Annotated in this window: 23 protein-coding genes; 14 read left to right on the forward strand and 9 right to left on the reverse strand. The window is 39.4% G+C overall.

From position 1 onward, the window contains the following. Nucleotides 1-56 precede the first annotated feature (56 nt). Nucleotides 57-632 carry an RNA polymerase sigma-70 factor gene (locus tag PHT93_RS03060; RefSeq protein WP_300239308.1) on the forward strand — a complete coding sequence of 192 codons (576 nt, stop codon included), beginning with the start codon at nucleotides 57-59 and terminating at the stop codon, nucleotides 630-632. Nucleotides 633-698: 66 nt separating this feature from the next. Here the strand turns inward: PHT93_RS03060 and PHT93_RS03065 are convergent, their stop codons facing one another. Next, entirely contained in the window at nucleotides 699-1544 is an 846-nt protein-coding gene (locus PHT93_RS03065) for a histidinol-phosphatase (protein ID WP_300239310.1), read from the reverse strand. 87 nt (nucleotides 1545-1631) lie between these two features. Then, complete coding sequence (kbl, locus tag PHT93_RS03070; protein ID WP_300239312.1) at nucleotides 1632-2822, reverse strand: glycine C-acetyltransferase; 1191 nt, start codon at nucleotides 2820-2822, stop codon at nucleotides 1632-1634. Between the two features lie 105 nt (nucleotides 2823-2927). Between kbl and PHT93_RS03075 the strand changes: the two genes are divergently transcribed. From PHT93_RS03075 to PHT93_RS03110, 8 genes are all read left to right on the forward strand, one after another. Next, entirely contained in the window at nucleotides 2928-3881 is a 954-nt protein-coding gene (locus PHT93_RS03075; RefSeq protein WP_300239314.1) for an NAD-dependent epimerase/dehydratase family protein, read from the forward strand. Between the two features lie 142 nt (nucleotides 3882-4023). Then, on the forward strand, nucleotides 4024-5343 hold the full coding sequence (locus tag PHT93_RS03080; protein WP_300239317.1) for a folylpolyglutamate synthase/dihydrofolate synthase family protein: 1320 nt from the start codon (nucleotides 4024-4026) through the stop codon (nucleotides 5341-5343). A 3-nt stretch (nucleotides 5344-5346) separates the two neighbouring features. Beyond that, a complete protein-coding gene (locus tag PHT93_RS03085; protein ID WP_300239319.1) occupies nucleotides 5347-6696 on the forward strand; it encodes an MFS transporter in 1350 nt (449 codons plus the stop codon). 5 nt (nucleotides 6697-6701) lie between these two features. Further along, complete coding sequence (ispE, locus tag PHT93_RS03090; RefSeq protein ID WP_300239321.1) at nucleotides 6702-7511, forward strand: 4-(cytidine 5'-diphospho)-2-C-methyl-D-erythritol kinase; 810 nt, start codon at nucleotides 6702-6704, stop codon at nucleotides 7509-7511. A gap of 19 nt (nucleotides 7512-7530) precedes the next feature. Further along, nucleotides 7531-10038, forward strand: coding sequence for a prolyl oligopeptidase family serine peptidase (locus PHT93_RS03095; RefSeq protein WP_300239323.1), 2508 nt, complete (start codon nucleotides 7531-7533; stop codon nucleotides 10036-10038). Nucleotides 10039-10341: 303 nt separating this feature from the next. Further along, complete coding sequence (locus PHT93_RS03100) at nucleotides 10342-11553, forward strand: histidine kinase (RefSeq protein WP_300239325.1); 1212 nt, start codon at nucleotides 10342-10344, stop codon at nucleotides 11551-11553. Between the two features lie 19 nt (nucleotides 11554-11572). Next, complete coding sequence (locus PHT93_RS03105) at nucleotides 11573-12334, forward strand: LytTR family DNA-binding domain-containing protein (RefSeq protein WP_300239327.1); 762 nt, start codon at nucleotides 11573-11575, stop codon at nucleotides 12332-12334. Nucleotides 12335-12454: 120 nt separating this feature from the next. Next, complete coding sequence (locus PHT93_RS03110; RefSeq protein ID WP_300239330.1) at nucleotides 12455-12892, forward strand: LytTR family DNA-binding domain-containing protein; 438 nt, start codon at nucleotides 12455-12457, stop codon at nucleotides 12890-12892. Nucleotides 12893-12906: 14 nt separating this feature from the next. Here PHT93_RS03110 and PHT93_RS03115 read toward each other — a convergent pair whose 3' ends face one another. Then, entirely contained in the window at nucleotides 12907-14112 is a 1206-nt protein-coding gene (locus tag PHT93_RS03115; RefSeq protein WP_300239333.1) for a hypothetical protein, read from the reverse strand. Then, the gene (locus PHT93_RS03120; RefSeq protein ID WP_300239335.1) at nucleotides 14099-15415 is read right to left on the reverse strand and encodes a DUF4270 family protein; all 1317 of its coding nucleotides are present in this window, start codon (nucleotides 15413-15415) and stop codon (nucleotides 14099-14101) included. The genes PHT93_RS03115 and PHT93_RS03120 overlap by 14 nt, the downstream gene beginning before the upstream one ends. 240 nt (nucleotides 15416-15655) lie before the next feature. Between PHT93_RS03120 and PHT93_RS03125 the strand changes: the two genes are divergently transcribed. Both PHT93_RS03125 and PHT93_RS03130 read left to right on the forward strand, forming a co-directional pair. Beyond that, complete coding sequence (locus tag PHT93_RS03125; RefSeq protein WP_300239416.1) at nucleotides 15656-16660, forward strand: kelch repeat-containing protein; 1005 nt, start codon at nucleotides 15656-15658, stop codon at nucleotides 16658-16660. After that, nucleotides 16641-16982 (forward strand): DUF4907 domain-containing protein, encoded by a 342-nt coding sequence (locus PHT93_RS03130; protein WP_300239337.1) that lies wholly within the window; start codon nucleotides 16641-16643, stop codon nucleotides 16980-16982. Before PHT93_RS03125 ends, PHT93_RS03130 begins: the two co-directional genes overlap by 20 nt. Before the next feature lie 136 nt (nucleotides 16983-17118). Here the strand turns inward: PHT93_RS03130 and PHT93_RS03135 are convergent, their stop codons facing one another. Both PHT93_RS03135 and pheT read right to left on the reverse strand, forming a co-directional pair. Further along, on the reverse strand, nucleotides 17119-17844 hold the full coding sequence (locus PHT93_RS03135; protein WP_300239340.1) for a YebC/PmpR family DNA-binding transcriptional regulator: 726 nt from the start codon (nucleotides 17842-17844) through the stop codon (nucleotides 17119-17121). Nucleotides 17845-17869: 25 nt separating this feature from the next. After that, nucleotides 17870-20332 carry a phenylalanine--tRNA ligase subunit beta gene (gene pheT / locus PHT93_RS03140; protein ID WP_300239343.1) on the reverse strand — a complete coding sequence of 821 codons (2463 nt, stop codon included), beginning with the start codon at nucleotides 20330-20332 and terminating at the stop codon, nucleotides 17870-17872. Between the two features lie 139 nt (nucleotides 20333-20471). Here pheT and trmD point away from each other — a divergent pair, with 139 nt between their 5' ends. Further along, complete coding sequence (gene trmD, locus PHT93_RS03145; protein ID WP_300239345.1) at nucleotides 20472-21155, forward strand: tRNA (guanosine(37)-N1)-methyltransferase TrmD; 684 nt, start codon at nucleotides 20472-20474, stop codon at nucleotides 21153-21155. Nucleotides 21156-21159: 4 nt separating this feature from the next. Here the strand turns inward: trmD and PHT93_RS03150 are convergent, their stop codons facing one another. Both PHT93_RS03150 and PHT93_RS03155 read right to left on the reverse strand, forming a co-directional pair. Then, on the reverse strand, nucleotides 21160-21810 hold the full coding sequence (locus PHT93_RS03150; protein WP_300239347.1) for a response regulator transcription factor: 651 nt from the start codon (nucleotides 21808-21810) through the stop codon (nucleotides 21160-21162). A gap of 3 nt (nucleotides 21811-21813) precedes the next feature. Next, nucleotides 21814-23049 carry a PLP-dependent transferase gene (locus PHT93_RS03155; RefSeq protein WP_300239350.1) on the reverse strand — a complete coding sequence of 412 codons (1236 nt, stop codon included), beginning with the start codon at nucleotides 23047-23049 and terminating at the stop codon, nucleotides 21814-21816. A 214-nt stretch (nucleotides 23050-23263) separates the two neighbouring features. Between PHT93_RS03155 and PHT93_RS03160 the strand changes: the two genes are divergently transcribed. Beyond that, nucleotides 23264-23944, forward strand: a complete 681-nt coding sequence (locus PHT93_RS03160; RefSeq protein ID WP_300239353.1) for a queuosine precursor transporter — start codon at nucleotides 23264-23266, stop codon at nucleotides 23942-23944. 389 nt (nucleotides 23945-24333) lie between these two features. Here the strand turns inward: PHT93_RS03160 and PHT93_RS03165 are convergent, their stop codons facing one another. Beyond that, nucleotides 24334-24588, reverse strand: coding sequence for a type B 50S ribosomal protein L31 (locus PHT93_RS03165; protein WP_300239355.1), 255 nt, complete (start codon nucleotides 24586-24588; stop codon nucleotides 24334-24336). 223 nt (nucleotides 24589-24811) lie between these two features. Here PHT93_RS03165 and PHT93_RS03170 point away from each other — a divergent pair, with 223 nt between their 5' ends. Then, nucleotides 24812-25807 carry a class II fructose-bisphosphate aldolase gene (locus tag PHT93_RS03170; RefSeq protein ID WP_300239357.1) on the forward strand — a complete coding sequence of 332 codons (996 nt, stop codon included), beginning with the start codon at nucleotides 24812-24814 and terminating at the stop codon, nucleotides 25805-25807. The last annotated feature ends 20 nt before the right edge of the window (nucleotides 25808-25827 follow it).

Raw genomic sequence — 25827 nt, forward strand, 5'->3', positions numbered from 1 at the left:
AAAAACAAGTTTTGTCATTTCATTAGTAAAAACAAGGATTCTCCGAAAAACCCGCAGTGAAAAAAATCGACATACATAACAATGAGGCTATTCAGCAGCAGTTAAAGACTGGAGACGAATCGGTTTTTGATGCGGTTTATACTTTTTATTATGGACGGCTTTGTGCTTTTGCTGTGCAATATGTGGAGTTGGATGATGCTAAAGAGATTGTTCAAGAGGTTATGTTGTGGCTTTGGGAGAATAGAGAGATGCTGATTCCTGAAATGTCTCTTAAATCGTTACTTTTCACAATGGTTAAGAATAAGAGTCTCAACAGTTTGGAACATGTTCAGGTTAAGCGAAAAGTGCATGAAAAGTTGTATGAAAAGTTTCGTTTGCAATTTGAAGATCCTGATTTCTATGTTTATGGAGAGTTGATGGGACTGGTAGATGAAGCTATAAAAAAACTTCCTGAAGAATACCGTAAAGCTTTTGAGATGAATCGATTTGATGGTCTTACTTATAATGAAATAGCTGAAATAGGAGGTGTATCCCCTAAGACAATAGCTTATCGAATTACTCAAGCTCTAAAAATATTGCGAATCGAACTCAAAGATTATTTACCTCTGTTGATCTGGCTTCTTCATAAGTAGCTTATTAACTCCTGCTTCACACACAGTATTCAAAATATCCGGGAACTTACGCAGATAACTCTCTGGTTAGAATGGAACATCCGTCCAATTACCATTAATAAGTTCACGGGTGGAAGTAAAACCATGATCTTTCAACAAACGAAAGGCTTCTTCTCTCCCATCATTAACCAAATTAGGAAAATGACAATCTGAATTAACCATTACCGGAATATCCAATTCTCTGATCAAAGAGAAGAACTGTTTGTGCGGATACGTATGCTGTTTACGAGTCACATTCTTGGTGTTGATCTCAATCATCAGCCCTTTTTCGGCAATCAGATGGATATAGTTTTTTACGTGGTTTACGTACCAATCTTCTTCCAAAGAGAAACCATCACAACGATGTCCGTTCATGTAGATTTTATCCATATGACCTACAATGTCGATTCCTCCTCTTTCAATCATATCCATAGAAGATTCGTAATAACGTTTCACCAATCGTTTCACATCACCTCCAAAATGGACTTTTACAGCACGTTCAAAATCCTCAAACGGACCATCTATACTGACCATATTTACTTCTATCAACTCTTCTGCCACAGGTATAAAATGAACCGAGCCGATACGATAATCCAAAGGCATTTCCTGAAAATAGGGTATGGATGGATTATAAGTATTGTCTAAATAATCAATCTCCAAGCTTGTATAAAGTTCAATCCGATCTTTATACTTTTCTTTTAGATAAGCGGTATGCTCCAGGTAAACCGGAAGATCAGCAGCCGACATATTCCAGTTTGTTTCAAAAGGCAACGGAGAGTGAGAAGAAAAGCCAAATGATTTAAAGCCTGCTGACAGCGCAAACTTAACAAAATCTTCCGGCGTGCTTCTTCCATCACAGAAGAGGCTATGACTATGATAATTGCTCAGATACATAATTCATTTTTGATTGTTACATCAATGAAAAAGGGCAACCGGTAGAAATGTTCTATCGATTGCCCTTTTTTATGTGTTTTTTAGGGCTTATTTTATAACATTAAGCTCTTTTCCTACTTTTATGAATGCGGCAATGGCTTTATCCAAATGTTCACGTTCATGTCCGGCAGAAAGCTGTACGCGAATACGTGCTTGTTCTTTCGGAACAACAGGATAATAAAAACCGGTCACATAGATACCTTCTTCCTGCATACGGGCGGCAAAATCCTGAGATAGTTTTGCATCATACAGCATAACCGCACAAATTGCAGACTGAGTTGGCTTAATATCAAATCCCGCAGCAAGCATCTTCTCACGGAAATAGCTTACATTATCTACTAATTTCGTATGAAGGCTGTCTGATTCATTCAGTATCTTAAACATTTCCAGACTTGCACCCACAATAGCCGGAGCCAAAGAGTTAGAGAACAAATAAGGACGAGAACGTTGACGCAGCATAGAAATTATTTCTTTCTTGCCTGTAGTGAAGCCTCCCATCGCACCACCGAAAGCTTTACCAAGCGTACCGGTATAGATATCTATTTTATCATGACAGTTAAATTGCTCAGCTACACCCCTACCCGTTTTACCGACTACACCGGCAGAATGAGATTCGTCAACCATCACTAAGGCATCATATTTTTCAGCCAAAGCACAAATTTTATCCATCGGAGCAACATTTCCATCCATAGAAAAGACTCCATCAGTAGCAATAATACGGAAACGTTGTGCCTGAGCTTCTTTTAGACAACGTTCTAAGTCGTCCATATCCGCATTAGCATAACGATAACGCTTAGCTTTACAAAGTCTCACGCCATCAATAATAGAAGCATGATTCAAAGCGTCAGAGATTATAGCATCTTCTTCACTTAAAAGAGGTTCAAACAAACCACCGTTGGCATCAAAACATGCAGCATAAAGAATGGTGTCTTCTGTTTTAAAATAATCAGAAACGGCAGCTTCCAATTGTTTGTGTAAATCTTGCGTTCCACAAATAAAGCGCACGGACGACATTCCATAACCATGTGAATCCATGGTAGCCTTGGCAGCCTGAATAAGACGTTTATTATCCGAAAGCCCCAAGTAATTATTTGCACAAAAATTCAACACTTCAGAAGTGTGATTCACGTTAATGGCAGCTCTTTGCGGCGTAGTAATAATACGCTCTTCCTTATATAGGCCTGCCTCTCTGATATTATTCAGTTCTGCCTGAAGGAAGTCTTTCATTTTTCCATACATATGCGTGTGTTTTCTGTTTATTTTCACATACAAAGGTGACATTTTTTATTTATTCTCCATACCTTTGTTGCAGAAAAAACGTATATTACTTAAACAAAAAACTTAATGAAGAATGTATTAGTGATCGGTGCCACTGGTCAGATTGGTTCAGAATTAACCATGGAATTGCGCAAACGCTATAATGGGAATATAGTTGCCGGCTATATACCCGGTGCGGAGCCTAAAGGTGAATTATTGGAGTCCGGACCATCTGCTGTTGTGGATATAACAAACGATCAACAAATCGCCGAAACGGTATCGAAATATAATATCGATACGATTTACAATCTTGCCGCCTTATTATCTGCTGTTGCAGAATCAAAGCCACAATTAGCCTGGAAAATTGGAATGGGAGGACTTTTCAACGTATTGGAAGTTGCCCGTGAAAAGAATTGCGCTGTTTTCACACCAAGTTCAATCGGTGTATTCGGCAATAATACGCCCAAAGACAAAACTCCGCAAGACACTATCCGCAATCCACGTACGATGTATGGAGTAACTAAAGTTTCCGGAGAACTTTTAAGCGATTATTATTTCATCCGTTTTGGAGTAGATACCCGCTCAGTTCGTTTCCCCGGGTTGATTTCTTACGTAACACCTCCGGGTGGAGGTACAACAGACTATGCTGTGGATATTTACTACGAAGCAGTTAAAACAGGACATTTTGTTTGTCCGATTGCAGCCGGCACATTCATGGATATGATGTATATGCCGGACGGACTTCATGCAGCAATCCAGATTATGGAAGCTGATCCGTCTCGTTTGAAACACCGCAACTCATTCAATATCGCAGCGATGAGTTTTGATCCAGAAATTATTGCAGGTAATATCCGCAAATATATACCGGAGTTTACTATGGAATATAAAGTAGATCCGTTACGTCAGGCAATTGCAGAATCATGGCCTAATTCACTGGATGACACATGTGCCCGTGAAGAATGGGACTGGCAACCACAATACACATTAGACATGATGACGCAAGATATGCTTGCTAAACTCAAAGCGCGATTTAACAAATAGAACTGTAAGAAGAAATAGTAAAGGCATTTTGGTAGGTTTATCAAAATGCCTTTACTGTTTTTTACAAATACTATACGAAATCCGACATTAATAACCGTCAAATGTGTTTTTTGGTTACTTTTGTGAAAACAATGTAACACATATGACTTACGAAGAGACGCTGCACTACCTTTACACCAGTACACCTGTGTTCCAGCATGTCGGAGCAAATGCCTATAAACCGGGATTAGGAACAAGTATAGCGTTAGACAAGCATTTTAGTCATCCGCACCGCGCCTATAAAACCATACATGTGGCCGGAACAAACGGGAAGGGTTCAACAAGCCACCTGCTTGCTGCGATCTTACAGGCGAGCGGTTACAAAACAGGGCTATATACCTCTCCTCACTTAGTAGATTTCCGCGAGCGTATCCGCGTGAACGGGAAGATGATCCCTCAGGAATATGTGATTCAATTTGTCGAAAAACACGGTTCTTTCTTTGAAGCTCTGCATCCATCTTTTTTTGAATTAACGTCCACCCTCGCTTTTGATTATTTCAGAACGGAACGGGTGGATTTTGCTATTATAGAAGTTGGACTTGGCGGCAGATTGGACAGTACAAATATTATCACTCCTGAATTAAGTATTATTACAAATATTAGTCTTGACCATACTCAATTTCTTGGTAACACGTTAGAAGCAATAGCGTTTGAAAAGGCAGGTATCATTAAATCTGAAGTACCGGTCGTCATCGGAGAAAGAGGAACTGAGGAAGTCAAGAATGTTTTCCTATCCAAAGCTGCATCCGAAAACGCACCAATCTATCTTGCGGAAGAGGAAGACCTGCTCCAGGAATCCATTCTAAAAGAAAACGGACATTGGAGCTATCAGTCAACCGATTTTGGTGAAATAGAAGGAGAATTAGGTGGTGCAGTCCAGAGTCACAACACAAAAACTGTTTTATCTGCTGTAAGACAACTAATCCGTTCTGGATTTAGTATTTCTGATGAAGCAGTAAAAAAAGGTTTTGCAGAAGTAGTTGAGATGACGGGACTAATGGGAAGATGGCAGGTAATGCAAGAAAACCCTTTGGTTGTCTGTGACACCGGACACAATATTGGAGGATGGGAATATTTATCCCCACAATTACAAGAAAAGCAGAAACAATACAAGCAGCTGCGTCTGATAGTTGGCATGGTAAATGATAAAGATATAAACGGAGTATTGAGCCTCATGCCTCAAAATGCGATCTATTATTTCACTCAACCCTCTGTTGAACGGGCAATGCCGGTGGATACATTTGCAGAAACAGCAAAACAACATGGGCTGACCGGCACTTCTTATTCAACAGTAAGAGAGGCTGTAAAAGCAGCCTTTAGCGATGCTGATTCTGACGATCTTATATTTATCGGAGGCAGTAGTTTTATCGTTGCAGATGCGATTCCTTTATTTGATCATTCAAACAATTTAATAAATAATTAACCTATGGTAGAGAAAGTACACAAGAAACTAAACGATTCTCCGGTAGCACGATGGAGTGTTTTAGCAATCGTTTCATTAACAATGTTATGCGGTTACTTCCTGACGGATGTAATGGCACCTATGAAATCATTATTAGAAGAAGAACTGGGTTGGGGAAGCGCAGATTACGGCTTCTTTACAAGTGCATACAGTTGGTTTAACGTTGCTTTGTTTATGCTCATTGTCAGCGGAATAATCTTAGATAAAAAAGGACCACGTTTCACAGGAGTTCTTGCTTGTGTATTGATGCTCATCGGCTGTAGTTTGAAATATTACGCTATCTCGGACTATTTCACAATGACCGGAGAAATTTTCGGATGGCCTGCCCGGGTTATGGTTGCGGCAATTGGCTATGCGATCTTCGGGGTCGGGGTCGAAACGGCAGGGATTACAGTTACAAAAATCATTGCCCGTTGGTTTAAGGGATACGAAATTGCTTTAGCAATGGGATTACAAGTAGCTGTTGCCCGTATCGGAACAACTATTGCATTATCTGTGACCGTTCCTATTGCAAAATATTTCGATAGCCTGTCTGCTCCTATTCTGTTAGCGTTGGTTCTACTTTGTATCGGGTTGATTTCTTTCCTTGTATTTACAGTAGCTGATCGCCGATTGGATGCTTCTATAAAGGAAACTGCTTCACCAGAAGACTCCTTCCAGATGAGAGATATTCTTTCTATTGTCAAAAACAAAGGATTCTGGTTGGTAGCCTTGCTTTGCGTCTTGTTTTATTCAGCCGTTTTCCCATTTTTGAAATATGCGACAGACCTGATGGTGAATAAATATGACGTACCGGTTGAGCTTGCCGGTAACATTCCGGCTATGTTGCCATTTGGGACGATGCTGTTAACTCCATTTTTCGGTGGACTTTATGACCGGAAAGGACGCGGAGCATCCATTATGATTCTTGGAGCAATTCTATTGATCGTAGTTCACCTGCTCTTCGCTATGCCATTCCTGAATGTATGGTGGTTTGCGGCCTTTATCATGGTAATTTTAGGTATCGCCTTCTCTTTAGTTCCTTCTGCTATGTGGCCATCTGTTCCGAAAATCATACCTCAACGCCAATTAGGTACAGCTTATGCTTTAATTTTCTGGGTACAGAACATAGGTTTGGGAGGAGTACCTGCTCTAATCGGCTGGGTATTGGAAACGTATTGTAAAACGGGCGATGCTGCTAAACCATATGACTATACGATTCCGATGCTCATATTCGCGACATTCGGTGTTTTGGCTTTATTTGTTGCTCTTATGTTGAAAGCTGAAGACAAAAAGAAAGGATACGGTCTCGAATTACCGAATATTAAAGCTTGATATAAATGATTTGTTTTCCGAATGCAAAGATCAACCTTGGGCTAAACGTTATTGAGAAACGCCCCGATGGCTATCATAACTTAGAGACAATCTTCTATCCGATTCCTATAAAAGATGCGTTAGAAATTGTCCCAGCCCGGGAGTTCTCTTTTTCTCAAACAGGAATTGAGATCACCGGACCGATTGAGAAGAATCTCGTAATAAAGGCTCTTGATTTGCTAAAGGCTCGTTTCGATATTCCTCCTATAGAAATTCATCTTCTAAAAGCCATTCCTTTTGGAGCAGGTTTAGGAGGAGGTTCTTCAGATGCGGCTTTTATGCTGAAACTGTTGAACGATTTCTGCACATTCGGGTTGAAAGAGGAAGAGCTGGAAACTCTGGCAGCTTCGATTGGTGCTGATTGCCCGTTTTTCGTACGGAACAAACCTGTCTTTGCATCCGGAACTGGAAATATATTTACTCCGGTAGAAGTATCACTGAAGGGTTATCATCTATGTCTGGTAAAGCCGGACATAGCTGTATCTACCCCTGAGGCTTACTCGTCAATAACCCCTCTTCGTCCTCAGATAAACATCAAGGATATCATTGTACGCCCTGTCTCAGAATGGAAGGAACTCTTAGTAAACGATTTTGAAAAAAGTATATTCCCCCGTTATCCGGAAATAAAAAACATAAAGGAAAAGCTCTATGAAGCAGGCGCTGTTTATGCGGCTATGTCCGGCTCGGGTTCTTCTGTATTCGGACTTTTTGAGAAAGCCGTTTCGATGAAACAAATTTTTCCAAAGCATTATGTGTGGGAAGGAATATTGGTCTAACTTAATAAACTCAGAACTAATGAATAGTAAAATGAAAAGTATAATCGTTCTGTTGTTCGGCGCGCTTTCGTTGCATGCAGCAGAAGATATAGATGTAAAGGTACAACAATACAAGCATGCGGGACCTTTTACAGTAAACAAGCCGATTCTGGCTGATACTGTAAACGTAAACGGCAAACCGTTCGAAGCAAAGAACCTACTTAAAGCAACTTTGCCAACTGATATTGCATTTAAACAAGCAGATATCCTTGAAGCTGATACGGCAGGAAAAGTAACCTTTACTTCTCCCGAAAAAGGATATGCCTTGCATTTGTTTTCATTTTATCTGAACAGCGACCGCTATGTTAAAGGTAATTTAGAAATATCGGGAAGTGGTGATTTCGAAGTATTTGTTGATAATAAATCAGTAGGAAAAACTGCCGAATTAAAATTAGAGCCGAGGCGTTATGAGGTGGTAGTCAAATACCTGACAGCGGAGACTGATACTTGTGCGCCGTATTTGAAGTCTGAATTTAAAACGAAAGACACCGCAGTAATTGTAGCTTCGCTTGATCCGACAAAGCGATATACGTTGAAGGCAATGACTGAAGGCAAGAACTTCAGTGGCGTCAGTGTCTCGTCCGATGGAAAATTAGCTCTCGTGAAATATTCTACACAATTAGAAGGAGGAAAGAGTGAGCAGTTCACGCAACTAATAGAAACAGCTACGGGTAAAATAAAACTGCAAGGGAATGGCTTTCTTAATACAGCCCGCTGGATGCCAAAAAGTAATGCGATGTATTATACCCGAACAGGATATGACGGAACTGAATTAATAAAGGTAGATGCTGTCACAATGCAGGAAACAGTACTTGCAAGTTCACTGCCGGAGAAAAATCCATATTTTGCTCCGGATGAGCAATCTTTGTTTTTCATGGTTAAGGAAGAAGGACCAAAAGAGGGGAAAGAACTCATACGTGTACAGGAGCCAAGCGACAGGCTTCCGGGATTTCGCGATCGGTACTTTATCTGGCGTTACAGTCTGCAAACCGGATTATACGAACAACTAACCTACGGATTTAATTCAACCTACATAAACGACATCAGCCAGGACAGCCGTTATTTACTCTTCGGTACAAGCGAACGGGTTTATACCTCTCTGCCCCACTCCCGTAATTCTCTTTATAAGTTAGATCTGCAGACTCTGGCAGTAGATACCTTATGGGAAAAGGCTCCGTATATTAATCAGGCTTCTTTTTCACCTGACGGGAAACAATTACTTGTTTCCGGTGCCGGAGCAGCATTCGATAACATAGGACTTAATATTCGTGAAGGACAAATATGTAACACATACGACGGGCGACTTTACCTCTACGATCCGGCAACAAAAAAGGCGACTGCTTTAATGAAAGAGTTCAATCCGAATTCAATCAGAGCCGTTTGGAATCAGTTTGACAATCAGATATATATTCTTACAGAAGATCGTGACTATCAGAATCTATACGTTTGCAATCCTTCCAATGGAAAAATGAAGAAGATAGAAGCAGGTGAAGATGTTATTCTGAATTTTTCACTTGCTGAAAAAGCTCCGGTATTATATTACTATGGACAAAGCGTTTCGAATGCAAACCGTTTGTATAGCTATAATACGAAAACAAATAAAAGACTGTTGATAAACGACCTTTCGGCTGAAAGATTAAAGGATATTAAGTTGGGAGAAGCGCATGACTGGAGTTTCACCTCCACAGATGGTTCTACAATAGACGGCCGCTATTACCTGCCGCCAAATTTCGACCCGGCAAAGAAATATCCGATGATTGTGTATTATTATGGAGGAACGTCTCCTACAAACCGTATGCTTGAAATGCGTTATTCAATGCATATGTATGCCGCTCTCGGTTATGTGGTTTATACGCTCAACCCAAGTGGCACTACAGGATACGGGCAGGAATTTGCAGCCCGCCACGTAAATGCATGGGGAAAAGTTACAGCCGATGAGATCATACAAGGAACACAGGAATTCTGCAAAGAACATTCTTTTGTAAACAGCAAAAAGATCGGATGTATCGGAGCCAGCTACGGTGGATTCATGACACAATATTTACAAACCCGTACGGATATTTTTGCTGTCGCCGTAAGTCACGCAGGAATTAGTGCCCTCAGCAGTTACTGGGGCGAAGGATATTGGGGATGGGGATATTGTTCTGTAGCAAACACGAACAGCTACCCATGGAACAATCCGGAACTATTCGTCAAACAAAGTCCGTTATATAATGCAGATAAAATAAACACTCCGCTATTATTACTACATGGCAACGCAGACACGAATGTACCTGTTGGCGAAAGCATTCAAATGTTCCTTGCCCTCAAGCTATTAGGTAAAACGGTTGAATTTGTAGAAGTGGACGGAGAAAATCACGGCATCGTAGGTTATAACAAACGCATCGGCTGGCAAAACAGTATCTTCGCCTGGTTTGCCAAATGGCTTAAAGACGAACCGCAATGGTGGGACAATATGTTCCCCCCAGAACCGGGAGAAAAGAAATAAAATCACATTCTATTGCATAAAAAAATATAAAGGTTATTTTTCCAAATATAAAGGATATTTTTGCAAAAATATCCTTTATATTTTTACGGCTATTTTACCGTTGATTTTCAACGCACAAAAAAATGGCCTTTTTTCAGGCAATCAAACCTTATTTTTATCTACTTCTAACCGTTTTTTCAGATGGTCTGGGAAGACAATAAATAAGATGTTTTTCCTGTTCATCGGTAAAAATTACCGTTTTGTCGATTGTTTGTTATCTAATTGTTCGGAAACAGTATATTTGCTGTTTTCGAACAATCAGACATGTCACGTACGAAGCATAATAATTTCTTAGTAGGATTTCTCTTATCAATATTAGTCACGCTTTTTGTGAACTTTTTAATGTTGATGAGAAGCTATGATTTGATCTTTAATTCGCTTTCGAATGAAGATAATCTTCCTCCTGAAGCCTATTTTTTGTTCTTTTCTCTTGGTTGGTTTTTTCTGTTTTCCTTTGTTATTTTTCTCTTGTATAACCGGCTTTATTATCTTGCAGATCGTATTTTCAAGGAGAAGGAAATCAAAAGTTTTTTGTTGGCTACATTATTAAGTATTGTTGCCGCTTATGGCTTTTTCTTGTTATATCCTACAATGCATCGTGTCGTTATGATCGATTTATTTGAATTGAAGCCGCCAACTGAAGGAAAAAGTCTTTTCTTATATGGAGATAAAGATATGCTCCCCAAGAAGCCCCCGCATGAGATTGGCAGGTTACCGCAAAAAAAAGATTTCCCAATGATAAGAGAGGGTATGCCGCCGGATTACAGATTTTTGTTCCGGCCTTTATTTACAGAACATTTGTTTGTGTTACTCTCGGTGATGCTCAGTGTTATACTATTGAGGCAACTTCGTAGCAAACAAGAGATGATGCTGGCCTATGAAAAATTGAAGTCTGAGAAATTCAAGAGTTCCTATAATGCATTGATGGGACAGATCAATCCTCATTTCTTTTTTAATTCGTTGAATGGATTAAATGCCTTGATCAGAGGTGGTGAAAAAGAACAGACCTTGCAATATTTGGATGAGCTATCCAATGTGTTCCGGTACATATTACAGAGTAATCATAAAGAATTGGTTTCGCTTTCGGAAGAGCTTCAGTTTGTTAAGGCCTATACCTATTTATTAAGTGTACGCTACGAAGGTAAATTATTTTTCTCTATCCAGACAGATCCGGGCTATTTGTTCTGGCATCTGCCGATTCTGAGTATACTACCTTTGGTTGAGAATGCAGTAAAACACAATGTAATCAGCAGACAATATCCTTTACGAATAGACATATACACAACACAAGATGATCAGGTGGTGGTATCAAACAAAATACAACCCAAAGTAGAAGAAAGCAAAGGAAGCGGAATAGGACTGAAAAATCTCTGGGAAAGATATAGAATACTGACAGGAAAAGATATTTATATAACTTCTCAAAAGGAATACTTTAAGGTAAGTCTTCCTCTTATAAAAAACATATCACCCAATTGATTATTTACGAAACAATTTCATGAGAGCAATTATTATTGAAGATGAAACGACGGCGGTAAACAGTCTGAAAGAGATTTTACATCAGAACAAATCGATGCAGATTGAAGTTATAGCTGAATTAGATAGTATTCAAGAGAGTGTTGCCTATTTCAGAGATGAGGAAGAGCCGGATATTATATTTATGGATATTCACCTGGCTGATGGTCTTGCTTTCCAGATATTTGAACAAGTGGAGGTAAATGCTCCTGTTATCTTTACCACAGCTTATGATGAATATGCACTTCAGGCATTTCAGGTAAGCAGCATCGATTATTTATTAAAACCGATAACGGAATCATCTCTCGAAAGAGCGCTAAACAAGTTAAAGTTGTTCAATCCAGAGGAACGACAGGCTCATATACGCCAGACAAATAAAACCATCCGTTCAAGGCATCCTTTAAAAAATCTCTTAATTCAGCTTGCTTATAAATTCTATCCATTACCTGTTGATGAAATTTTATTTTTTTATACAGCAAACGAAAAGGTTACTGCCTATACTGCCGACGGTAAGAAACATCCGGTTGATCACACATTGGATTCTTTAAGTGAGCAGTTAGACGAACGGTCATTCTTTCGGGCTAACCGACAATTCATCATCGCACGTAAAGCCATCAAAGATGTAGAATTGTGGTACGGGAGTCGTTTGTCGGTCAATTTAATATTGGAGATCCCCGAAAAAATAATCATAAGTAAGACCAAAACCCCCGTCTTCAAGAAATGGATACTCATAGAAGATGAATAATCCTATTCACCGACAGATATAGGTGATTCACCTTTCATATTTCCTCATTGAACCCCGCTTAACTTTTCTTTACCGAAGTTTCGGTTTCCTTTGCTTATGTAAATAAAATTCAGAACGATTATGCTTAAATGTATCACTTTCGATGGAGATGCCTCAACATTAGATACGTTAATGGGGTATTTTGAAAAATTAGACAAGACACTTGCGGAAGTACAAGGCGTATTACAGAAGGAGCAGAACGAACAAGTCTTCTTTGTAAAAGAAGGAAGCCGGATTATCCGTATTCTAAGGGAAGAGATAATTTATCTTGAAGGGTATGGCGACTATGTAAAGATTCACCGGACAAACGGCAAACCTTTATTGTCTCAGGTTAGTCTGAGAAAATTTGAAGAAACGCTGGCTACTAAAGGTTTCTGTCGCGTGCACAGATCATATATTGTAGCTATATCACACATTAATTACATCGAACGCAAACGTATCCGTATCGGTGAGTCGCTAATACCTATCAGCGACTCTTATCTCCCTTGTCTGATGAAGCAACTAATGTTGCAGGAATAGAATTATATTATTGATTATAACTTCACTCTGAAAAGCCGTTCGCTCAAAGTATAGGATATTACAAATCCAAATACGCGACGGCTCAGAGCATTATTATTCAAATTCATTTGCTCGTAGTAAAACGATGTCGTAATTCTTCCGGCATTGACAGGAAATCCGAGTCCTAAGGTAGCCCGCCAGTCGATTCCACTATTTCCTTTTACTTTCATATAAGGAGTGCCTACTGATAGACCCGCTTTGTACGATGTTCTTTTCCAAAACGGTTCGGAAGAGAAACCTTCGGGATCATAGCTTATACCATAACGAAGTTCGTGAGTATCCCGGAATTTAATACGACTATCGGTTGAAGTTAAAACACTATATTCCTGAAACGTGTAATCAAGAGCATGTGTAAGTTTTTTGTATTGCAACGCCGCTCCTATTCCGTAAAATGCCGGCAGATATTGAGTTGTATTCTTCACGGAGCTTTCCGTTTCTGACAGGCTTGTGGTTATGAGCTTGGTTCCGTCTAATTTTATCTTCTGTTTATATCCATAAACCGCACCTAAAGTCAATGTATGATTTTTACTTAGGCGACGTTGGTATTGCGCTCCGAAATCAGCGTAAAATTGTTGTACGTACTGCGTTTGAGACACGGAGGTACTGCTTTGCGTTTCCGATTGATTCAAATTACCAAAAATATAACTGGTGTTTATCCCCACCGAAAAGCCGTATGGAAGAGAGAAAGCATTAGACAAGTGTAGCTTTGACAGTCCTCCACTCCCTTCAAACGTACTTTCATAATAACTTCCCGGAGCTCCTTCCAACGGTTGTTCGCTTTTAAAATAATACCCCATAGAACTATAAGGTTTTAATCCAACAGCTAAATACCAGAAAGGCACAATACGACTTCCCATGGTAAATGAAGATACATTGCCTGTAAACGTTCGATTGGAAGCTCCGTTAGAGCTTATATATTCATTTTTTAAAAACCCGGAAGTTTCGGCAATTAATCTGATACTGTCTAAACCTGTTAATGCTGCAGGATTATCAATATTTAATAAAGCCTTGCCACGCATCCCGTATGCCACACTTCCCATACCAACATTAGATCCATAAATACCGGTACTGATTTCTCCTATGCCAAACATAGAATAAGGAGAAGAAGTCATCACATTTTGTGCGGAAACAGACGTAACCGCACCTATCATCAAAAGGCATATACCGTTAATAACTTTCATATATTTTATAGGTTATTTGAAGATTTATAGGGGATTTCCCCTCTTTATTTTCAAATGTTAGATTTCTGAATGTCTTTGTGTAGTAATCATTCGTAAACACAAGCTGCAGATTATGTTTGTTTCTTCCGGTAGCACCCATTTCCTCTTTTATAAAGGTTGAGAGGTCAAAGGAATAATATGTATCTTCAAAAAACACATCATCTTTGACGAGTGTACCACGTTGTACTTCTGTTCCAAGATAATCCGTAACCGCATCAACAACAACATTCTTTTCGTCAGCGATATACAGATAAATACTATCGGGTAATAAATTAAAATCCGAATAACTTCCTTTTTCAGGATAAATCTTCAACACAGCCGCCTCAACATCAATTTGTTCGCCTTGTTGCATCAAGTCATTCAGATAAGGAAATTCCAATCGGGAATACCATCCAAGCCCTCCGAATATCAGCCCTTTATTATCCAACTTTTCAGAAGGAATTTCTATTTCACTTAGGGCATGATTACTCAATAAGGAACCAGACCTATCGTGATCGATATGATTAAACTGCGTTGTCGTGTTTGGAGTAAACTGTAGAATCTCAGCATTTTCTTCTGCTTTAAGAATGTGATAATGTAGTTCTATTGCGCCAAGAGAATCCGAAACTGAAAAAGCCTGAAGGTTTTCACTGGTCTGTTCATCGGGAAGGATAACAATTCCTTTGAAATAGTTCTCAAAATAATCTGCTGACACGGCATCGTCTCTCGTATGGAAACGAGTCAACAGATCTTGTCCTAATTCGTCAGACAACCTGATTTCTACTGTTTCCTGACTATTCGGTTTCGGTCTGAAAGAGCATTCTCCTAATATTTCAGGATCATAACTAACGGTAGAAGTATTATACAAATAGCCATTATCATTCAGAACAATCGTTTCGGTTAGTCTGTGTACCGTAAATTTTTGATACTTCATCGTGTCTCCAATAAAGTATCCATTATGTTTAAGTCTTAAGATCAGTGAATCCATAATTACGGTCTCTGTTATATCCGTCGAATAAGTCGGACGATTATAAGGAATGTAAGTATGTGCAATGGCCGTTCCCCAATCTTCATGCGTATATTTACCAATTAAAGCGGTTGACTGACCGGAAGTTTCTATTGAGTCCATTTGTACTGCCGTAACAGTAACCGTACATGAGTCAACACTAACATTTCTAAAAGCAGAGTCAACCAATTGCTGACCATATGTATTTGCCTCATCATAGCAGGAAGTAAGTGTTACGATAAGTGACAAAAAGCAAAACACAAAACTTTTCTTGGGCATTATTTCCGTTCTTTTTCTCACAAAGAACCTTTTTTCTGTTTCTTTTCACAAACCAAACCTGTAGAACAGGTCGTTTTTTCTTTAAACCTCCTACTTTTCAAGGTTGACATAGTATTTTGTTTCCATTTTTATTTTATCTGAGCCATAACTCCATTCACCGGATAGATAGGTTACTTGACCGATTATATTTTGCAAAGACAGGAACATCCGGTTTTTTTGCTTCAAAAATGAAATGATATGGTGAAAATGAAAAACTTAATTCTATCTCTTATACTGTTATTACCAGTAGTTGTATGTTCTTGCGGAGATGATGATGATGATGATCTAATTGGTACATGGTATAGAGTTTCCGACTTCGACGGACTTGCACGCGGATTCGCCTCTTCCTTTACTATAGGGAATAAAGGCTATTTGGTCTGCGGTTTCGATGGTGGTAAAACGTGGATGTCCGACCTTTGGGAATATGATATGGATCAGGATTTCTGGACACAGAAAGCGAATTTTCCCGGTAACCCGCGTGACGCAGCCGTAGCTATCACTATTGACGACAAAGGATATCTGGGAACAGGTTATGATGGAACAGACAAATATAATGACTTCTGGGAATATGACCCGTCAACAAACTCATGGGAAGAGAAAGCTCCTTTCCCCGGCTCTGCAAGATATGATGCGGTAGGCTTCGGGCTACCCGGAAAAGGATATCTGGGCTCAGGTTATGATGGGAATTATCTGAAAGACTTTTATGCCTATACTCCAAGTACAAATACCTGGGAACAGATCGTAAGTATTGGAGGCTCCAAACGAAGAGGCGCAACTTCTTTCGTTATAGACAATATCGCTTATGTGTGTTGTGGAGAAAATAATGGTGAATATATATCTGATTTCTGGAAGTACGATCAGTCTTCTGCTAAATGGACTCAGTTACGAGATATAGCGGATACATCGGATGATGATTATGATGACGATTATAGTATTGTCAGAAAATACGGAGTAGCCTTTGTTATTGACGGAGCCGCTTACATTTCTTGTGGAGAAAGCGGTAGTGTGAGAAGTGATAGCTGGAAATACATGCCAAGCACGGATTTATGGGAAAATGTAGCCAAATTTAAAGGTACGGCTCGTTCAGCTACGGTATCATTTTCTAACGGAACAAGAGGATATATCGCGACAGGAAAAAGCAGCACGTATCAATTTGACGACATATGGGAACTTCACCCATACGAATATGATGACGATGAATATTAAGGTCAAGATATTATTATTAAGTATTACAATTCTCCTCGCTCTCTCGGCCTTGCTGTTGATAGGATATGATGAAAGAGAGAAAGAGGAGAATAGTAAATTCGAATTACAAACATTTAAAACCGATGAAGGTTGGGGATATAATATCTTATTGAATAAAAAGATTCTTATAAGTCAACCAAACATTCCCGCCATTGACACGGTAATGCCTTTTCCAAGTGAGGAAAGTGCAAAACGGACAGGACAACTTGTTTTAGAAAAAATAGTAAATAAGGAAAACTTCTCTGTCTCTAAGCAGGAAGTTGAATATTCTCTCTCTTATTGAACAGAAGTTCTGAGTTTTGAAAGGCTGGCTATTGGTTAGTCGGCCTTTTAGTTTTTACAAGCACACTATTAATAAAAAACAGAGCAACTACAATTGCGTAATTACTCTGTTTTTTTATACTCTGAAAAGTTGTCGGTTACTCCTCTTCTTCCATTTTCATATTATGAAAAACGTTCTGAACATCTTCATCCTCTTCTAATTTATCGAGCAATTTATTCAGTGTCTCACGTTGATCTGGTGTAACATCCTTGACATCATTAGGAATACGAACAAACTCAGCACTATTGATTTCAAATCCGTTCTCTTCTAAGTATTTCTGAATAGCAGAATTCTGAGAGAACTCACCATAAAGAATGATATCTCCTTCGTCTTCTTCTACTTCATCAACTCCGAAATCAATCAATTCGAGTTCTAAATCCTCCAATGATACTCCCTCTTTCTTTACAACATGAAATACACATTTGTGATCAAACAAGAATTCCAGACTTCCAGAAGTGCCCAATGAACCGCCATGTTTATTGAAATAACTGCGCACATTAGCTACGGTTCTCGTTGTATTATCTGTTGCTGTTTCTACAAAGATCGCAATACCAAAAGGACCGTATCCTTCATAATTCATTTCTTTATAGTCTGTAAAATCTTTAGAAGTTGCCTTCTTGATCGCACGTTCGACGTTTTCTTTAGGCATATTTTCTTTCTTTGCCTGCTGCGCCAAAACGCGAAGACGAGGATTTGTATCCGGGTCAGGGCCACCTTCTTTTACAGCTATTGTAATTTGTTTACCTAATTTGGTAAATACACGTGCCATGTTTCCCCAGCGCTTCAGCTTAGTAGCTTTGCGATATTCAAATGCTCTTCCCATCTTATTTATTTAGTTATATGATTTATTATCTTAATTGCGCATTTATTTTTTGCTCCAGATTGGTACGAATCTTATTCATTATAGAATCGATTTGTTTATCATTTAATGTTTTCCCTTCATCTTGCAAGAAGAAACTTACAGCATATGATTTCTTTCCTGCAGCAAGATTTTTTCCTTCATACACATCAAATAATGTTACATTCTTCAGCAATTTACGCTCACTATCAAAAGCAATCTTTTCTATTTCTTCGAAACGAATTGAGTTATCGATTAATAAAGCCAAATCACGTTTTACTCCGGGGAATTTAGATATTTCGGAGAAAGTAACTTTATTCTTGCGAATCTCTTTCATCAACAAAGTCCAGGATATTTCTGCGAAATACACTTCTGCATCCAGGTCAAGAGTCTTCGCTAATTTGCGATCAACAACACCAAATGTCCCTAATTGTCTTCCTGAACGTGTCGTTATACTTAAACCTGCTGAATAAATATCATTGCTTAAATTGCCGAAAATTACACTTTTCGGATTAACGCCAAGACGAATCAGAATATTCTCAACATAGGCTTTCAACTCATATACGGTTGACTTTTCATCGGGATGCGCCCAACTATGTTCTACACGACTACCTGTCAGCCACAAGCCAAGACGATAATCTTCTTTAAATTCGGCCAGACTCTCTCCTTCTTTTTTCTTTTCAACATCATATGTATAGCAATTACCGAATTCAAAGAATTTCAGGTTTTCATTTTTGCGTTTAATATTATGCTCCACACTTTCCAAGCCTCCGAACAATAAAGTCTGGCGCATCACATTCAAGTCTGCACTTAAAGGATTTTCCAACTTAACACAGCAGGCTTCGGGATAGGTCGATAAATTTTCATAATAAGCAGAACGAGTAAGCGAATTATTCAATATCTCGTTAAAGCCGGCTCCGCAAAGTTGTTCTGAGATCAGATTTTGCAGATCATAGCTTTTATCCGTATCCGTTTTATAACTCAGATTAGATTTAACACTGTCACTGAATTCTATATTATTATAGCCGTAAATACGCAGAATATCTTCAATCACATCTACGTCACGTTGCACATCAATGCGATACAAAGGAACTTCCAACGTCCAACTGTCTGATGTTTCTGCAACAACTTTCATTTCCAAGCTATCCAAAATACTACGGATCGTATCTGCAGGAATCTCTTTGCCTATCAAACTATTTACTTTAGAATGCGACAAATCAACCGTGTATGGCTTAGCAGGTTCGGGATATACATCCTGAAGCGGGCCAGCGATGATACCTCCGGCCAATTCTTTAATCAGAAGAGCAGCTCTCTTTAGTGCATAAATTGTCACATTCGGATCAAGTCCTCTTTCATAACGGAAGGAAGCATCTGTATTCAAACCGAAACGACGTGCTGTTTTACGTATCCAGCTGGCATTAAAATTAGCTGATTCCAGGAATACGTCCGTTGTTTTTTCGGTAACTCCAGAGTCTAAGCCTCCAAACACCCCTCCAATACACATAGCTTCTTCTGTACTGCAGATCATCAAATCACGTTCGGTAAGGGTACGTTCCACTCCATCTAAAGTGACGAATTTCGTCCCCTCGGGTTGAGTTTTCACGACAACCTTATTTCCCTTTATTCCGGCTACGTCAAAAGCATGTAAAGGTTGGCCTATTTCATGCAAAACGAAGTTTGTGATATCTACTACATTATTAATAGGACGCAAACCGATTGTCTTCAATTTGTTTTTTAACCAATCCGGACTTTCTTTTACAGAGACACTTCGTATTGTTACTCCTGAATAGCGCGGACAGGCTTCTGTGTTTTCCACAATAACCTCAACACCTGATGTCGGATCTTCTATTTCAAAAGCATCTACTGAAGGACGGGTTAAGACACCTGGCCGGTTATTCTGTTTCAGATACGCTGCCAAATCACGGGCTACTCCAAAGTGGGAAGTAGCATCCACACGATTAGGCGTAATATCTACTTCGAGCACATAATCGCTCTTTACATTATAATATTCTTTTGCCGGCATACCAACGACCACATCGGATGGAAGAACTATAATTCCATCATGACTCGTACCTATTCCGATTTCGTCTTCAGCACAGATCATACCGTTGGATTCTACACCACGTATCTTGGATTTCTTAATCGTAAAACTTTCTTCTCCGCTATACAATTTTGTTCCATTTACTGCCACGACGACTTTTTGTCCTGCGGCCACGTTAGGAGCACCACAGACTATCTGAAGAGGCTCCTCGCCTCCCACATTAACTGTTGTGATATGTAAATGGTCGGAATTGGGATGATCTACACAAGTCAGGACTTCTCCGATGACAAGACCTTCTAATCCACCTTTTATGGTTTGTACTTCTTCCACTCCTCCGGTTTCTAAACCGATAGAAGTCAAAGCTGCTGCCACCTCTTCCGGCTGAAGGTTAAAATCAAGGTATTCTTTCAGCCAATTGTATGATATATTCATTGCTTAAAAAGTTTTTTTACGGAGCTTTCTTAAATTAACCGTCAAAGGTAACAAGATTTTTTTTACAGTTAAAAAATACACGTGATTATATCGCTCTGAAAATAGTACCTTTGCAGGCAAATCTGCTAAATAGTTACGTATGCGAATCGATATACTCACGGTTTTACCGGAAATGATAGATGGAATGATCAATTGCTCCATCCTCAAACGGGCACAGGATAAAGGGCTGGCCGAAATTCATTTACATAATCTGCGTGATTATACTACGAATAAATGGAGACGAGTGGATGATTATCCTTTTGGTGGTGAAGCGGGAATGGTAATACAGGTTGAGCCGGTGGACAAAGCGATTCGTGCGCTAAAGGCCGAACGGACATATGATGAGGTAATCTATACCTCGCCGGACGGGGAAACGTTTAATCAACCGATGGCAAACAACCTGTCGCTGACGAACAATCTGATTATCCTTTGCGGACATTATAAAGGCGTGGATTATCGTATTCGCGAGCATCTGATCACAAAAGAGATTTCTGTTGGCGACTATGTATTAACAGGTGGTGAATTAGCCGCCGCTATTATGGCAGATGCCATTGTGCGTTTGTTACCAGGCGCTATTGGCGACGAACAAAGCGCACTTTCGGATTCCTTTCAGGATAATTTATTAGCTCCTCCCGTATATACTCGTCCGGCCGACTATAACGGATGGAAAGTTCCGGATGTACTCCTTTCGGGACATCAACTCAAGATTGACGAATGGAGACTTCAGCAGGCTCATGAACGTACGGCCAGGCTAAGACCGGATTTACTATTGAAGGAGAAATAAAAAATCAGATATAGTATTCGGCAGAATCAACAATACCAGCCCGAAGCGCATATTTTGTTGCTTCGTGGATATTATTTACTTCCAGTTTTCGGAAAATATTCTTTCGATGCGTAGTAATGGTATGCACACTTGAAAAACGTTCTGCTGCAATTTCTTTCGTTGTTTTTCCTAAAGCAATCGCTTTCAATATCTCTATTTCTGTTGCCGTTAATACAGGTTGTTCTTTTGGTTCATGCTCTATTTTACGGTTCAATAACATATTGGAAATGCGGTTGCACACATAACGTTCCGAACGCAGGGCATAAAGTATTGATGCTTGAATCTCTTCTAATGAAGCATCTTTCAACACCACTCCAAAGGCCTCACTGCTAAACACGATTCTGCGAATAAAATCATCACTGAGGTATTCACAAAACAACACCCACTGGGCTTTCTTAAAACGTTCCTGTATAATAAATAGTTCCTCTATACTATTCAGATCAAAGAGACTATAATCCAACATCACTACAGAGTCTGGATATTTTTCCATTGTTTTCAATAACGCGTCGCGCGTGTCTGCTTCTACAATCTGGCTATAGCCGGAAATCTTATCACAGAGATATAAGATTCCGGCTTTAGTAATATCCTGGTTATCTGCAAGTATGATTGTCTTCATAGCTTACGAATAGAGTGCTTGTTTTATATCATTAAAAAGATCGTCAGCTTCTTCCAGACCAACCGAGAGACGAATCGTTTTCTGGCTTACGTCCATACTGACACGCTGTTCTTCACTAAAAGTACCGAAGATAGTACTTGCGGGATGTATAACCAACGATTTGTTATCGAAAAGATTCGTTGCACGGCAAATCAGCTTCAGCCGGTTCATAAATGAAAAACAGGCTTCTTTGGAAGACAAATCGAAAGTGAGCATAGCTCCCGGAAGAGGCCCGAATTGCATTTTGCTTAACTCATAAAAAGGATTATCCGTAAGCCCTGTATAATTAACCGATTCCACTTTATCTGACTCCTGCAAACGTTTTGCCAGTTCCAGACAAGTAGAAGCCTGCCGTTCAAAACGAAGAGACATCGTTTCCAAACCTAAAGTCTGCATATACGCCACTTGCGGGGTCATGTATGCTCCCATATTCCGGTGAATTTCTTTACGCATACGTACAGAAAAAGCATTGAGCCCAAACTGTTTTGCCAACGAAGACAAAACAGGCGACCGCGACCAGTCAAACGTTCCGTAGTCAACAATCAGACCGCCTACACTTGTTGCTCCCCCTGAAATATACTTCGTAGATGAAACCACTTCGATATTCACCCCAAACTTATTCGCCTGAAAAGCAGAAAAAGGCACCACCGTAGTATCGGCAATCAAAGGCACACCAGCCTCTTTTGCTATTACAGAAAGTTGTTTCAGGTCAGCAACTTCCAACTGAGGATTCGTAATCACCTCTAAAAAAAGCGCAAATGTATTCCCATCGATTTGCTTGCGAACAGCTTCCGAATCAGTAAGATCACAAAAACGGACTTCTACACCAAAAGCCGCCAATGTCATTTTGAACAAAGAATACGTATTACCAAATAAATGAGAAGAAGTTACAATATTGCCTCCTGCATATCCGATCGTCATCATAACATTACTGATGGCTGCCATCCCAGAGTTTAACGCCGTAACACCGACCGCACCGGTAATCTCGCGCACTCTGGTTTCAAAATACTGTACTGTCGGGTTTGTTATCCGCGAATACGTATGCTCCGCTGAACGTCCCACAAAGGCTGCTTCCATCGCTTCCGCAGTCTCAAATTCGAAAGCCGCCGAGTTATAAACCGGCATAGCCAACGAGTTGTAAGCATCCGGTTTTTCATAAGGAGTATGAAGCAACCGTGACTCAAAACTGAACTCTTCCATTTTCAACTATTTCAATCATTAAAATCTTTTTGCCTCCACAAAAGTACCATATTCTATTTATAAGGCAGATACTTTTTAAAGTTTTTACGGCCTTTCCCTTTATGATTATTATCAATCAGGTCGTTTTTCTACATATATGAAACCACAAAAAACGGATTCTTTTCCTACCTTTGCAGTCCCGAGTGCTTGAACACCTCGTTAAAAACAAGAATTTATGCAAACAAAAGTATCAGTACCTTTCATGTTGCTGGGCATTCTGTTTAATGTATGCCTGCTGTCAGCAAATCTTTTAGAGACTAAAGTGATCCAACTTTTCGGCATTACCACAACTGCCGGTTTAATCGTGTTCCCTATTTCTTACATTATTAATGACTGTATTGCCGAAGTATGGGGGTTTAAAAAAGCACGCCTTATTATCTGGAGTGGATTCGCTTGTAACTTTCTTCTGATCGCATTTGCCCAGATTGCCATTCTACTTCCTAATGCTCCGTTCTGGGAAGGAGAAGAGGCTTTTAATTTCGTATTTGGCCTTGCACCGCGTATTGCCGCAGCCAGCTTAATCGCGTTTTTGGCCGGTTCTTTTATCAATGCCTACGTCATGAGCAAGATGAAGCTTGCATCTAAAGGGAAGAATTTTTCTGCCCGTGCAATATTATCCACTCTGGCGGGAGAAAGTATAGATTCCATAATCTTCTTTCCAATTGCTTTTTATGGATTAGTACCGACAAGAGAACTATTTGTCATGATTGCAACACAAGCTGTTCTTAAATCATTGTATGAAGTTATCATCCTTCCTATGACAATCCGTGTGGTCAATTACATTAAAAAAATAGAAGGAAGTGATGTGTATGATAAGGACATATCCTATAATATTTTAAAGATAAAAGATCTATAAGAATACCTGAAAAAGCACTCAAAAAGGCGTTTATAATTGAACAAAAACAAGGTTGAATCCTCCGAAAAAAGTCTTTTTTATCAAAAATTAACGCCCTACAGACACTTCAAATAGGGGGATAAAATTGCAAAAAGGGACTTTTTACAGTTGGTTCAAGGGTTGATTATCGAAAAACGGCCGTTTTTTATCTGTTGAAAATCAACAATAATACGCCCCTGAAAATATAAAGGATATAATTGGAAAAATAAAGGATATTTTTCCAATTATATCCTTTATATTTTTTCATCAAATACTATAAATGTAAATTGCAAAATGTACGATAGAAAAAAACGGGGTTGTTCGACTTATCGAACAACCCCGTTTTTTCTCCCACTCTAAAGAGTGTTAGATTATTTCTTGTTACGGTTACCGTAGCGGCTCATGAACTTGTCAACACGTCCTGCAGTATCTACCAATGTAGATTTACCAGTATAGAATGGATGTGAAGTGTTTGAGATTTCCACTTTTACTAACGGATAAGTTACACCGTCTAATTCAATTGTTTCTTTTGCGTTAATAGTTGAACGCGTGATAAATACATCGTCATTTGACATATCTTTAAATACAACCGGACGATAGTTTTCAGGATGAATACCTTGTTTCATTGCTTTTATCTTGATTTAATTATTTTATTACTTATACAGTTGGTAACCGGTAAATTGGCTTGCAAAGGTAGCCATTCAACATGAAGAAACAAAGAAAAGGATAGTATTTTTTCATTCATAATAGAGTTTTGTGTTATTTTAGTATGTTTAATAGCATATGGTATGTGCAATATTTATATATTTGTACAAGTTTTTAATCAATAACGTAATAATACATATAACAATGCTAAGTTACAAACAATTAGGCTTGGTGAACACAAAAGAAATGTTCGCGAAAGCAGTTAAAGGCGGATATGCTATCCCTGCTTTTAACTTCAACAACATGGAACAGCTTCAGGCAATCATCCAGGCTGCTGCCGAAACTAATTCTCCGGTCATCCTTCAGGTTTCTAAAGGAGCACGCCAATATGCTAACCAGACTCTTCTTCGCTACATGGCAGAAGGAGCAGTTCAGTATGCTAAAGAATTAGGTTGCAAAAATCCTCAGATCGTGCTTCACTTGGATCACGGTGATTCTTTTGAAACTTGCAAGAGCTGTATTGATATGGGATTTTCTTCTGTTATGATCGACGGTTCTCACCTTCCTTATGACGAAAACGTAGCTTTGACTAAGAAAGTTGTAGAATACGCTCATCAATTCGACGTTACCGTAGAAGGAGAATTAGGTATCCTTGCTGGTGTGGAAGATGAAGTATCAGCAGAACATCATACTTATACTAAACCGGAAGAAGTAGTTGACTTTGTGACTAAAACAGGTTGCGACTCTTTGGCTATCTCAATCGGTACTTCTCACGGAGCTAACAAGTTTACTCCGGAACAATGTACTCGTGACGCTAACGGTGTTTTAGTTCCTCCTCCATTGCGTTTTGACGTATTGGAAGGTTGTGAAAAAGAACTTCCGGGATTCCCAATCGTATTGCACGGTGCATCTTCAGTTCCTCAGGAAGAAGTTGCTACGATCAACAAATACGGTGGCGCATTGAAAGATGCAATCGGTATTCCTGAAGAACAATTGCGTAAAGCTGCCGCTTCTGCTGTTTGTAAGATCAATATCGACTCTGACAGCCGTTTAGCTATGACAGCTGCTATCCGCGAAACATTTGCTAACAAGCCTGCTGAGTTTGACCCACGTAAGTATTTAGGTCCGGCTCGCGACAACATGAAGAAGTTGTACAAACACAAAATTGAAAACGTATTAGGTTCTGCTAACAAGCTATAAGCCTACTCCACTTCTTTATG

It is taken from the genome of Massilibacteroides sp., assembly GCF_028705895.1.
GTDB lineage: Bacteria > Bacteroidota > Bacteroidia > Bacteroidales > Tannerellaceae > Massilibacteroides.